11 protein-coding genes are annotated in these 12477 nt (G+C 44.1%); all 11 read left to right on the top strand.

Going from position 1 to position 12477, the window contains the following annotated elements; genetic code table 11:
- Positions 1 to 8 precede the first annotated feature (8 nt).
- The 11 genes from hpaB to GNG29_RS03120 all read left to right on the top strand — a co-directional run bounded on the left by hpaB (position 9) and on the right by GNG29_RS03120 (position 12431).
- A complete protein-coding gene (gene hpaB / locus GNG29_RS03170; RefSeq protein ID WP_156653869.1) occupies positions 9 to 1571 on the top strand; it encodes a 4-hydroxyphenylacetate 3-monooxygenase, oxygenase component in 1563 nt (520 codons plus the stop codon).
- A gap of 17 nt (positions 1572 to 1588) precedes the next feature.
- Positions 1589 to 2101 (top strand): 4-hydroxyphenylacetate 3-monooxygenase reductase subunit, encoded by a 513-nt coding sequence (locus tag GNG29_RS03165; RefSeq protein WP_156653868.1) that lies wholly within the window; start codon positions 1589 to 1591, stop codon positions 2099 to 2101.
- A 488-nt stretch (positions 2102 to 2589) separates the two neighbouring features.
- Positions 2590 to 2964: a hypothetical protein gene (locus tag GNG29_RS03160; RefSeq protein ID WP_156653867.1), complete on the top strand. Its 375-nt coding sequence runs from the start codon at positions 2590 to 2592 to the stop codon at positions 2962 to 2964.
- A gap of 17 nt (positions 2965 to 2981) precedes the next feature.
- Positions 2982 to 4745 (top strand): polysaccharide biosynthesis/export family protein, encoded by a 1764-nt coding sequence (locus GNG29_RS03155; protein ID WP_156653866.1) that lies wholly within the window; start codon positions 2982 to 2984, stop codon positions 4743 to 4745.
- Between the two features lie 54 nt (positions 4746 to 4799).
- Positions 4800 to 5600, top strand: coding sequence for an ABC transporter permease (locus tag GNG29_RS03150; RefSeq protein WP_156653865.1), 801 nt, complete (start codon positions 4800 to 4802; stop codon positions 5598 to 5600).
- 10 nt (positions 5601 to 5610) lie between these two features.
- Complete coding sequence (locus tag GNG29_RS03145) at positions 5611 to 6261, top strand: ABC transporter ATP-binding protein (protein WP_156653864.1); 651 nt, start codon at positions 5611 to 5613, stop codon at positions 6259 to 6261.
- Between the two features lie 13 nt (positions 6262 to 6274).
- The gene (locus GNG29_RS03140; protein ID WP_156653863.1) at positions 6275 to 7477 is read left to right on the top strand and encodes a sugar transporter; all 1203 of its coding nucleotides are present in this window, start codon (positions 6275 to 6277) and stop codon (positions 7475 to 7477) included.
- Between the two features lie 244 nt (positions 7478 to 7721).
- Positions 7722 to 10037 (top strand): glycoside hydrolase family 99-like domain-containing protein, encoded by a 2316-nt coding sequence (locus GNG29_RS03135; RefSeq protein WP_156653862.1) that lies wholly within the window; start codon positions 7722 to 7724, stop codon positions 10035 to 10037.
- Between the two features lie 14 nt (positions 10038 to 10051).
- Positions 10052 to 10891, top strand: a complete 840-nt coding sequence (locus GNG29_RS03130; RefSeq protein ID WP_197431830.1) for a glycosyltransferase family 92 protein — start codon at positions 10052 to 10054, stop codon at positions 10889 to 10891.
- Between the two features lie 624 nt (positions 10892 to 11515).
- Complete coding sequence (locus GNG29_RS03125; RefSeq protein WP_156653860.1) at positions 11516 to 11935, top strand: hypothetical protein; 420 nt, start codon at positions 11516 to 11518, stop codon at positions 11933 to 11935.
- Positions 11910 to 12431, top strand: a complete 522-nt coding sequence (locus GNG29_RS03120) for a hypothetical protein (RefSeq protein ID WP_156653859.1) — start codon at positions 11910 to 11912, stop codon at positions 12429 to 12431. Before GNG29_RS03125 ends, GNG29_RS03120 begins: the two co-directional genes overlap by 26 nt.
- Positions 12432 to 12477: the final 46 nt, after the last annotated feature.

Genomic DNA, 12477 nt, shown 5'->3' with positions numbered 1-12477 from the left:
AGGTCCCTATGAAACCTGAAGATTTCCGCGCCAGCACTACCCGCCCGTTAACCGGCGAAGAGTACCTTAAGAGCCTGCAGGATGGCCGGGAGATCTACATCTACGGCGAGCGCGTGAAAGATGTGACCACCCATCCGGCGTTTCGCAATGCGGCGGCCTCGGTCGCACAGCTGTACGATGCGCTGCACAAACCTGATATGCAGGACGCCCTGTGCTGGAACACCGATACCGGCAGCGGCGGCTACACCCATAAGTTCTTCCGCGTCGCGAAAAGTGCCAACGACCTGCGTCAGCAGCGCGATGCCATCGCCGAGTGGTCACGTCTGAGCTACGGCTGGATGGGACGCACCCCGGATTACAAAGCAGCCTTCGGCTGTGCCCTGGGCGCCAACCCCGCCTTTTATGGTCAGTTCGAGCAGAACGCCCGCAACTGGTACACCCGCATTCAGGAGAGCGGCCTCTACTTTAACCACGCCATCGTCAACCCACCGATCGATCGCCACAAACCGGCTGACGAAGTGAAAGACGTCTACATCAAGCTGGAAAAAGAGACCGACGCCGGGATCATCGTCAGCGGCGCGAAAGTGGTCGCCACCAACTCGGCGCTGACCCACTACAACATGATCGGCTTTGGCTCGGCGCAGGTGATGGGCGATAACCCGGACTTCGCCCTGATGTTTGTCGCCCCGATGGATGCCGAGGGCGTGAAGCTGATCTCCCGCGCCTCCTACGAGCTGGTGGCCGGCGCGACCGGCTCCCCTTACGACTACCCGCTCACCAGCCGCTTCGACGAGAACGATGCGATTCTGGTAATGGATAACGTGCTCATTCCGTGGGAGAACGTACTGATCTACCGCGATTTCGACCGCTGTCGTCGCTGGACCATGGAGGGTGGTTTCGCCCGCATGTATCCGCTGCAGGCCTGCGTGCGCCTGGCGGTGAAGCTCGACTTCATCACCGCCCTGCTGAAAAAATCGCTCGAGTGTACCGGCACCTCTGAGTTCCGCGGCGTGCAGGCCGATCTCGGTGAAGTGGTGGCCTGGCGCAACATGTTCTGGGCGCTGAGCGACTCCATGTGCTCGGAAGCCACTCCCTGGGTGAACGGCGCGTACCTGCCGGACCACGCGGCGCTGCAAACCTACCGCGTGATGGCCCCGATGGCCTACGCCAAAATCAAAAACATCATCGAGCGCAACGTGACCAGCGGCCTGATCTACCTCCCGTCCAGCGCCCGGGATTTGAACAACCCGCAGATCGACAAATACCTGGCGAAATACGTGCGCGGCTCCAACGGCATGGACCACGTGGAGCGCATCAAAATTTTAAAACTGATGTGGGATGCCATCGGCAGCGAGTTCGGCGGCCGCCACGAGCTGTATGAGATCAACTACTCCGGTAGCCAGGATGAAATCCGCCTGCAGTGCCTGCGTCAGGCGCAGTCCTCCGGCAACATGGACAAGATGATGGCGATGGTTGACCGCTGCCTGTCTGAGTACGACCAGAACGGCTGGACGGTTCCGCACCTGCACAACAACACCGATATCAACCTGCTGGACAAGCTGCTGAAATAACGCAGCGGGAGGTCAAAATGCAACATGATGAACAACGCCTGCGTTTTCGCGACGCGATGGCCAGCCTCTCTGCGGCGGTCAATGTGATTACCACCGATGGCGACGCCGGACGCTGCGGCATCACCGCCACCGCGGTCTGCTCGGTCACGGATACCCCGCCGTCTGTGATGGTCTGCCTGAACGCCAACAGCGCCATGAACCCGGTATTTCAGGGCAACGGCAAGCTGTGCATTAATGTGCTCAACCATGAGCAGGAGTTAATGGCGCGTCATTTTACCGGAATGACCGGTATGGCCATGGATGAGCGGTTTACCCTCTCCTGCTGGCAAAAAGGCCAGCTGGACCAGCCGCTACTGAAAGGAGCACTGGCCAGCCTGGAAGGTGAGATAAGCCAGGTGCAGACCATCGGCACCCATCTGGTCTACCTGGTGGCGATCAAAAATATCGTTCTGAGCCAGGAGGGACACGGCCTGATTTACTTTAAGCGCAGATTTCATCCGGTGCTCATTGAACAAGAAGTGACCGCTTAATAAGCCCCCTCACGCCAGCCGCACCCGCAGCTGGCGTTTTTTTATCCAATTTAATTTCGCTTAGAAATAATCACCAGCAGGAATACTGCTTTAGCTAACCGTGCTTTTCTTACCCCCACCAGATTTAATAGTTGTGCGCTTTCGGATGATGCTTAATGACAAATTTGAATGAAATTCAAATGACAGATACCACGTAATTATGTAATCTTCGGCACACAAACATTTTAGTGAATAATAAAATCCATATTAGTTGTTTACTGAATAGTCCCCCTGCGACATTACAGTAACTCCTGCGCATCTTTTGACCGGAATCGTCCATTTCCGTGCGGTAGCCTACCCTTTTTTCTGGCTTTCCTTGCTTCATTTCTGCGTTTTTTGCTTTTCCTGCGCCTGCATGACATTTCAACTGCCTGGCTATTAATCGCGGTTGATCACCATCGACATTTTATTTCGCATTCCAGTTACTGATTGTTGGAAAATATTGATCTATGAAGAACGCAACTCGCCTTCTGGTGATTTCGCTCGCCCTCATGCTGAGTGGCTGTGCATATTCACCGAAGCAGGTTGAAGCCTCCCGACCGCTTGTTAATCCGGCCGCTTCTACCGACCTCCAGACCATGTCCGCCAACCTGCAACAACCTCTGAACACCCTGCCTCAGGGCGCTGCTCTTAGCGCCAATGGCTACACGTATATCCTGGGCCAGCGCTACATCTCCGCCCTGGGTCTGCAATGCATTGAACTGCTGCGTAACCGGAACTACAACCAGTCACAGCGCGGCGTGACCTGCAAGAACGGTGATACCTGGTATCTGGTACCGCAACTGGAACAGGCCTCCGCCAGCAACCTGCTTGCCGTGCAATAATTTTGAAGAGAAATGTTGTGAAAATTACGAAATTTCGGCAATTGAGTGCCATTCTGCTGCTGGCCTGCGCCTCTTGTGCGGCCTTTGCAGCACCCACTAAGGAAGATGCTCAGGCCTTTGGCATGAACACCCCGGCAGATACCGGCGATGGCCGACTGCAACTCGGCGGCGAACAGGCGATGAGCGGCCAGGCGAACACCTCCTCCACGACCGGAACCTTTGCGCAGCAAAACCGCCAGGGCATGTTACTGCCGGGCGAGTCCGACGTGCGTAAACTCCTCCCGCAATCCGAGTCCGGATTGCCCCCGCCTTACGGTGCCAACCTGTTTGCCGGCGGCTATGAAACCGAGCGCAGCGACGGGTTAAACGATAATTATCTGATCGCACCCGGCGATAAGCTGAATATCTGGATCTGGGGTGCCGTCAATTTCTCCAACGTGGTCACCGTGGATAATCAGGGCAATATTTTTATTCCTGACGTCGGCCCAATAAATGTCAAAAACGTGGCGGCAAGTAAAGTCAATAACTTAGTCACCAGCCACATCAGCGAAGTATTCACCAATAACGTTAACGTTTACGTAAATTTACTTACCTCGACCCCGGTGAGCGTATTTGTGACCGGCCCGGTGATCCGTCCGGGACAATATGCCGGCCAGTCTTCCGATAGCGTTTTATATTTCCTGAAACGCGCAGGCGGTATTGACTCCGATCGCGGCAGCTACCGCCATATTAAGGTGTTACGTCAGAACCACGTCATCCAGCAGATCGACCTGTACGAGTTTATGCAGCAGGGCAAAATGCCGAAGCTGTCCCTGAAGGATCAGGACGTGATCCTGGTTGAACCCCAGGGCCCGATGATCAACGTGGCCGGTAAAGTGCGCAACCCGTTCCGCTTCGAGTTAAAGAACAGCACCGCGCTGGGCTCTGAGCTGATCAACTACGCCCTGCCGCTCGCCAAGGTGAGCCACGTGGGGGTGATTGGCGATCGCTCTAACGGTCCGTTCTCGGTCTATATGCCGTACAAAGATTTTGACCGCATTCAGCTGAGCGACGGCGACAAGGTGCTGTTTAACGACGATATGCATGCGCAGGTTTACGACGTGCAGGTGATGGGCAGCTACCGCGGGCCGTCTTACTTCACCGTGCGTAAAGAGACCCGTCTGCACGATCTGCTGAACCATATTCCGATTGACCCGAACATGGCGGATTACGGCTCGATCTACATCATGCGTAAGAGCGTGGCCGCGCGGCAGAAAGAGATGCTGGAAGATTCCCTCAACCGCCTGGAGCGCAGCGTGTTTACCGCGCCAGCCAGTTCCGACGGTGAAGCCTCCATTCGCACCAAAGAAGCCGAGCTGGTGATGCGCTTTGTGGAAAAAGCCCGCAAGATCCAGCCGCTGGGAAAAGTGGTGGTGTCGGATAAAGGCGTGATTGCCAACATCCTGCTGGAACAGGGCGACCAGATTGTGATCCCGAACAAGACCGACCTGATTCAGGTGGGTGGCGAAGTGATGATGCCGCAGGCGGTGGTCTTCAACAAAAGCGCCACCCTGGAAGACTACGTGGCCTGGGCGGGCGGCTTTACCGATCGTGCGAACGACAAGCGTATTGCCGTGGTACATGCCAACGGGCTGATGGAGTTTAAAGACGGCGGTGATGTGATGCCTGGCGATCAGATTCTGGTCATGCCGAAAGTCGACAGCAAAATGATGCAGTCCATCAAGGACATTACCCAGGTCATCTATCAGGTTGCCGTGGCGGCCAACGTGGTTCTGAACTAACCCTCCTGACGGGCTCGCTTAAGGGCGGGCTCGTTCTGTTATATCGGCCTACTTATGCTTAAACCTGTTCTCAACCAAACGCCCCGCAGCTCGTTTCAGGTGCTGCGCGATGTAACGTTTGGCCTGCTTATCCGTGAACTGAAGACACGATTTGGGAGTTACCGGCTGGGGTATGCCTGGGCTTTAATTGACCCAATGTTGATGATTAGCCTGTTTAGTGTTGTTTTTGGGATGCGTAGCCAGAGTGGTTTTGGTGACGTTCCAGCTCAGGTTTTCATTACTGCAGGCTATCTGCCCTTCATGTTTTTTAATAAAGTGGTTACCCAGCTTAAATCTGCTGTTAGTGCCAATATGGGACTGTTCTGTTACAGACAGGTCACACCATTTGCCACCTTTATTGCGCGCTTTATTCTGGAGGCTATTATAGGTTTGGTGGTAGGTTGCGTTTTAGTATTAGGATTATTGTGGTTTGGCTTTGATGCCATCCCCAGCGATCCATTACAGGTTATTCTTGGCTATTTCGTACTAATGATATTTTCATTTTCGCTGGGGATTATGTTTTGCGTTTTAGGTAATTTATTCAAAGAAGCCGATAAATTCCTCAACCTAATGATGATGCCAATAATGTTTGTATCCTGCGTAATGTACCCCCTTGCAAGTATTCCTGTACAATATCAACATTGGTTTTTATGGAATCCACTTGTACATTCTGTTGAGTTGATTCGTTCAGGTTGGATCGCAGGCTATGAGAGTCCGAATGCCAGTTGGACTTATTTCACCGGTGTAACTTTAGTGATACTAACGTTTGCGATGAGCTGTTATCGTCTGAGTCATCGCCGCCTTATCGCCAGTTAAGTAAATTAAAATGATCATTTTAGATAATGTATCGAAGTATTATCCTACAAGATTTGGCCGTAACTATGTTTTACGTGACGTGAGCATCACGTTACCCCGTGATCGTAATATCGGTATTTTGGGTGCTAATGGTGCGGGTAAATCTACCCTGCTGCGCCTGCTGGGCGGTATGGATACGCCTAGCAAGGGCAAGCTTAGTCGTCATTGTCGAGTATCTTGGCCTCTAGCTCTTAACGGTGGTTTTCAAGGTAGCATGACTGGACGCGAAAATACTCGCTTTGTCTGCCGTATCCATGGCGTTCGCGATACGCTGGCTATTGAAGAGTGGGTGAAAGAGTTCTCAGAAATCGGCCAACATTTCGAACTCCCCATTAAAGCTTATTCCAGCGGAATGAAATCTAAATTTTCTTTTGCGGTCAGTATGGCTTTTGATTTTGATATCTATCTTACCGATGAAATTACCTCGGTAGGTGATGCACGCTTTAAACAAAAATGTATTGATGTATTTACGCAAAAACGCGAGACCGCTAGTCTCATAATGGTGTCGCACGACATGAAGAACTTACGCCAACAATGCGATATGGGGATTGTGCTGCGTAACAGCACACTTGAGATGTTTGACAATATCGAAGATGCCATCCGCATTTATCAAAATCTATAATAAGCCTAAAAACATGACTCAACCAATTCGCTCCAACAAATCATCCGGCTTGATGCGCAAATTGCAAAAATTAAAAACTAAGCCCAAAAATTTTATTGTTGACTCCAGCGGCTACCGTTTGGCCCATCGTTCCTGGAAGCAAAGCCTTAAACTTGGCAGTTTTCAATGGGTATTGGCTTGTTTTGCCATCGCCGTTATCTATTTTGGATTGATTGCCTCTGATCGCTATGTGAGCCGAGCAGAATTAGTAGTAAAGCAGGCTGACCAGATAAAAATGCTGCCAGATGCTCTATCGATGCTGGGCCTTGGTGGTAACAATCATCAAGATGCGCTATTAATACAAGATTACCTTAAGTCTGCTGACCTACTTAATAAACTTGATAAACAACTTGGTCTCAAGGCTCATTATCAGAGTCATAAAGTTGACTACTTTTCTCGCCTTTCATCTGATACCAGCCAAGAGGAATTTCTTAATTATTACCGCGAGCATCTGACATTACGTCTAGATGATATCTCTGGTGTTTTAACAATTGAATTACAGGCGTTCGAGCCTGCGTATGGCCAGCGCGTGGTTGGCCTAATGTTGAAAGAATCAGAAGCTTTTATAAATAAACTAGGTCATCAGGTTGCAGTTGAACAACTGGCTTTTGTCGAGAAAGAGGTTGACCGAGCTTATCAACGATTACAGGCCGAAAAAGCCAAAGTATTGGAATTTCAAAACACCCATCACCTTATTAGTCCAGAATCGAGCAGTACGGCCCGCATGGGTGTTGTAAGCCAGATCGAAGGCCAACTTGCACAGCAACAAGCCCAGTTGAAACAGTTGCAAAGTTACATGAAGGAAACCGCGCCTGCTGTAGTTTCTGTACAAGCAAGAATTGATGCTTTAACCCAGCAGTTAGCCCAAGAACAAAGCCGATTGACCGGTGCGAATAAAAATTCGATGAACGAAGTGACTGCAAGTTATATGGATGTTCAAACTCAGGCAACACTTGCAGCAGACCTTTACAAAACTGGTCTTATAAGCCTGGAGCAAGCCAGAATAGAGGCTTACCGTAAACTCAAACATCTGCTGATCATTAGTCAGCCTTCAATGGCTGAAGATGCTGAATACCCACGCCGTCTCTATAACTTGGCTACCATTGGCGTACTTCTCTGTCTTTTGTATGGCCTGGTAGTGATGGGTGTTGCAACGTTACGAGAGCACCAGGACTAATTCAAATAAAACGCACTACCTTTGCTACTTTTAATTTTTATAGCAATTAATATATCTCATATTACTCAGCTAAAAATCAACGAATACCTTTGTCGAAAGATGATTATACTTACTGGAGAGGGCATCTAACTTAATTAGCATCCATCACTATCATTCTATAAAATTTTAATTCATAAAATCTCCAGAGACACATAGCTCCCTTTATTAGGGTTTCCATTCCTACTTTTACTAGAAATAATAAAGTATGTTAAATAAATTCTACAAAAAAATAGTTTCACGAAAGAAAGTTGCTGAACTGCAGAACTCATATCATAAATTTAATGACGAGGAGTTAATAAAGCTATATTTCAGCGAATCTTTTTATCTTGAAACGTACAAAGATGTTGCTGAAGCCGGAATTGACGCTTTCGAGCATTATATGAACTATGGGTGGAAGGAAATGCGCGATCCATCACCTGTATTCAATACATCATTTTATCTCCTCGAGCATGAGGATGTAAGTAAATCTAATATAAATCCATTGAAACACTATGCTTTATGGGGAAGAAATGAAAATAGAAAAATTAAATACAGTAATTCTGTTAATCGGCCTCTAGAAACTCCAAGTGGTCTCTACGAAGATAGCTATTTTGAACAATTCTCTACTGCTAGCGGGGGACGATCACCACTATATGCTCCAATAATGCAGCGAAATGTAAATATTGCAGAACGTGATACTCGATTTATTGCTTTTTATTTACCACAATTCCATCCATTTGAAGAGAATAATAATTGGTGGGGTAAAGGATTCACAGAGTGGACAAATGTATCTAAAGCCACTCCGCAATTCAGTGGGCATTATCAGCCAAGGCTGCCAGGTGAATTAGGGTTTTATGATTTACGGCTAACATCTAATATGCATAGGCAGGTCGAATTAGCGAAAAAATATGGTGTAAGTGCATTTTGCTTCCATTATTACTGGTTTGATGGCAAGAAATTGATGGATGAGCCTATAGATAATTATTTAAACGACTCTAGCATCGATTTCCCATTTTGCTTATGTTGGGCTAATGAGAATTGGACAAGACGCTGGGATGGAGCAGAGCATGATGTTCTGATCGGGCAAAACCATAGTGACGAAGATAATATTGCTGTCTTTTATGATTTGCTCCGATATTTTAAGGACTCTCGGTATGTGACGGTGAATGGCAAGCCAATGATCGTTTTATATCGCCCCGCAATTATTCCAAATGTAGAGAAATTAGTCGCCACATGGCGTGAACTAGCTGTTGAGAATGGATTGTCTGGCTTGCATATTGTAGCCACTAACGCCTTTGGATTTGATGATTTCAGATCTATTAACTTTGATGCTATAGTCGAATTCCCACCACATGGCGTTGTAGTTAATAATATTAAAGACACCCTTAAACTGCTTAATAACAATTATAAAGGCAATGTTTATGACTACTCAGAAACTGTCGATTTTTGTCTTGATAGATTAAACACCTCAGTATCTAAAAGCATATCAAATAACTATTACCCATGCGTAATGACCGGTTGGGATAATGAGGCTAGAAAACCTGGTAATGGCAATGTTTTCTTTAATGCAACTCCACTTGAATTCAATCGCTGGTTGAAAGGAGTCGATGAGTGGTCGAAAAAAAATCACACCAGCGATGAGAATTTTGTTTTCATAAATGCATGGAATGAATGGGCGGAAGGTACATATCTCGAGCCAGACAGAAAGTTTGGTTACGCTTACCTTAATGCAATATCAAACGTTAGAGAGTCTAACATAGACTTTCGAGAAATAAAGCGAATTACTGACAAGCATAATTCATCCATGAATAAACAAGGGTTAAATGCTGTTTATATTCACATTTTCTACGAAGATATGCTTGACGAGATTAATTCCGCAGTTCATGATATAAGAAAAAAACACAACCTTGATATTATAATATCTGTGCCACACATTTGGAGTGTGGGAAGTGTTAAAAAAGCGATAAAGGTTATCAAGCCTAACCTTATTTATGTATTTAATAATAAAGGTCGCGATATCCTTCCCTTTATAAAAACGATAAAAGAAATAAACAATTTAAATTATAATTGGATATGTAAACTACATTCTAAAAAATCACCTCATATGAATAATGGGAAGTTGTGGAGAGAGCAACTTTTCCAATCATTATTATCTGACAATATTGTAAGCCAAACATTGTCACTTTCTCCATCATCAAAATTTGGTATTGTCGCACCAGTTCATAGTGTACATTATACGAATGAATTCAATACAATGTTACATACTTTAGAAGCCTGCAAAAAAGTGATTGCCGAGAAGCAAATTAGAGAGGAGCATTTCACCGATTTTATTGGAGGGACAATGTTCTGGTTCCACTTCCCAACAATGAAAAATATCATCGCAGAAGATCTTATTCCAGAGGATTTATTTGAAGAAGATTTAGGTGCTATTGATGGTACTTTCGCTCATACAACTGAGAGACTTTTTTCTACGCTATTTAAGCAAAAGGGAATGCTTCCGTTTTACTTTGAATGCGAAAACGACTTTAACCCTTACAAATAACTATGGATAATGAAATGAAAAAAGCCGTTTGCGCGATTGCCAGGGATGAATCGATTTATATTACAGAATGGATTGCGCACAATAAATTGATAGGTTTCGATACAATTATCATTTATGATAATGGTAGCATAGATGGAATGAGTGAAATAATTTTTGAGATTTCTAAAAAAATTGACATAAAGCATATACCATGGCCCACTACTGATGGAGCATCTCCACAGCTTTCAGCATATAATGACTGTTTGCAAAGATTTAAAAACGATTTCGATTTTATTGCTTTCATTGATATTGATGAGTTCCTTTATCCTAAGAATTTAAATATCACTTCATACCTTAATGAAGCGCCTACGGATATAGCAGCTATTGCAGTTAATCAACTAACATTTGGTTCTGCAAATCATGACCATTATTTTGATGACTATGTAACAAGGAGATTTAATAAATGCTCCAGTTTAGATTACAGTGAAAGATTATGGTTTAAAAGTATAGTTAATCCGGCTAAGGTTACTTCTTTTGTTTCAGCTCATAAAGTATCAATATCATCAGGTAAATATGTATACTCTGATTTTTCAGAAGTCGAGTTTGATGAGAGATATAATGGAGCAACAAAATTAATAATTTCTGATGAAATTCAAGTAAATCATTATATATTAAAATCAAGGCAGGAGTTTTTTGAAACCAAAATGAAAAGAGGTGGTGTTTGTGCTGTAGATGCTCAAGATCGAGCGCAACGCTACAATACGGAATTTTTCGAATATAGAAACCAGTTAATAAATAGAGAAACTTTCACGTATCCAGAATCATATTACACTGAAATGGACAAACTTATGCTAGATCTAAAAGTAACCATTTAATACACTAAAGAATCATTAAATAACAAACCATCAAAGCCAGCACTGATAAATCTATTTTAAAATACCGTCTCCTAAATATTTATCGAGACATGATTTAAAATTGTATGACGCAGAATTGTAATAACAATGATATATCAGGTCTAATAGCAAATAATTAACTGCTTAACAATTTATAGTTTTTTGTATGAATTAATAATTAAGCATGCTGGCTATTTTTGACGTTTACCAATTAACAGCATTGTAAATATAATCACAAACGAACCGGATACGCATCGCTTTATTAATAGCACAGCATATCCAAAGGATATATTACATTCTTCAACAAAAACAGTTATATATAAAAAGAGTATTTCAAACACTTTGATACCGAATAATAAACCATAGCTGGACAATTTTAAATCATTAGTAATAGCAACCTTAATTATTTTGTAATGATAACTCGCTTTATATTTAATTTTCTCGTAATTACTGTTAGCAACATATTGAAATGCATTGATTTAATGAAATAAAAGTGCATACAATTCCAACATTACAAATTAACATTTATAACAAATATCTATTGCATGATTTTTTTGCAGATCATGTTTAGATGTTTAAATATAAATAGTAGCGGTGCACATATTCATGCATAACTTAGATGAAACATCGTATAATCAACGAAAAATAAATTGTCAGCCGTGGCTACGTGGCAGCGAGCATAACAGCCAGCAGGAATTAATCAGAAATATCCTCAAAAAAAATGCAAATGCGGTAATAGACAATACGGCTTTTGTAGCTGCAGATGCTAATGTTTTCACTTCAAAACTATATTTAGGAAGAAACTCCTGGATCGCATCTGGCGCAGTTATTCGTGGAGATGTTCATATAAATGATAATTGTTCTGTAAACATCAATGCTCATCTGGCCGGAAAAATATTTTTAGGTAACGGTTGCCGTATTGCTTCAATGGCATCTATTTATGGTTTTAATCACGGGCATGAAAGAATAGATATACACATCAAAGATCAGCCTATAACAAGTGAAGGATGTTTGGGTCGGCGCTAGCGCCATCATTTTAGACGGCGTTAAAATTGGGGACCATAGTATTATGGTAGCAGGATCAGTAGTTACTAAATCTTTCCCTTCATATTCAATTATTGCAGGCAACCCTGCAAAAAGGATAAAAGATCGTCGAAAATATCCTCTAGCTCTTTTCAAGCTGGAAGACAAGCAATCAGAAGTTAAATATAATTTTGACATGACCTTTAATTCATATATCTCATGCCACGATGGTTTATGTATAAAAGGATGGATGTTATACTCAGATGTGAACAATATAATAATTAAAACACAGACGATTTCATATATTTTAGCTATGAATAATAAAGAAAAGGATATAGTTAAAAAAAACACCCCCGATGAAACTGACCAAATAATTCACAATAAATACGATTTTCATTATAATATCGAACTAAGTAATAATTACTCTATATACGCTCAAACATCTTTTCATTTAATTCATGTTGCAGATATTACATTAGAAGAAATCATTGATGAATAAAGTATAGATAACTCGTGCAATTGGTTTATCGGTGATGCATTAAGCC

Origin of the sequence: Leclercia sp. Colony189, from assembly GCF_009740165.1 — a bacterium.
Classification (GTDB): Bacteria; Pseudomonadota; Gammaproteobacteria; order Enterobacterales; family Enterobacteriaceae; genus Enterobacter.
Note: the sequence above shows the minus strand (reverse complement) of the source record. Positions and strands in the feature narration are given on the sequence as shown.

Excerpts from the sequence above, each read along its gene's own strand:
- hpaB (WP_156653869.1), top strand. The coding sequence starts at position 9 with ATGAAACCTGAAGATTTCCGCGCCAGCACTACCCGCCCGTTAACCGGC.
- GNG29_RS03165 (WP_156653868.1), top strand. The coding sequence starts at position 1,589 with ATGCAACATGATGAACAACGCCTGCGTTTTCGCGACGCGATGGCCAGC.
- GNG29_RS03160 (WP_156653867.1), top strand. The coding sequence starts at position 2,590 with ATGAAGAACGCAACTCGCCTTCTGGTGATTTCGCTCGCCCTCATGCTG.
- GNG29_RS03150 (WP_156653865.1), top strand. The coding sequence starts at position 4,800 with ATGCTTAAACCTGTTCTCAACCAAACGCCCCGCAGCTCGTTTCAGGTG.
- GNG29_RS03145 (WP_156653864.1), top strand. The coding sequence starts at position 5,611 with ATGATCATTTTAGATAATGTATCGAAGTATTATCCTACAAGATTTGGC.
- GNG29_RS03140 (WP_156653863.1), top strand. The coding sequence starts at position 6,275 with ATGACTCAACCAATTCGCTCCAACAAATCATCCGGCTTGATGCGCAAA.
- GNG29_RS03135 (WP_156653862.1), top strand. The coding sequence starts at position 7,722 with ATGTTAAATAAATTCTACAAAAAAATAGTTTCACGAAAGAAAGTTGCT.
- GNG29_RS03130 (WP_197431830.1), top strand. The coding sequence starts at position 10,052 with ATGAAAAAAGCCGTTTGCGCGATTGCCAGGGATGAATCGATTTATATT.
- GNG29_RS03125 (WP_156653860.1), top strand. The coding sequence starts at position 11,516 with ATGCATAACTTAGATGAAACATCGTATAATCAACGAAAAATAAATTGT.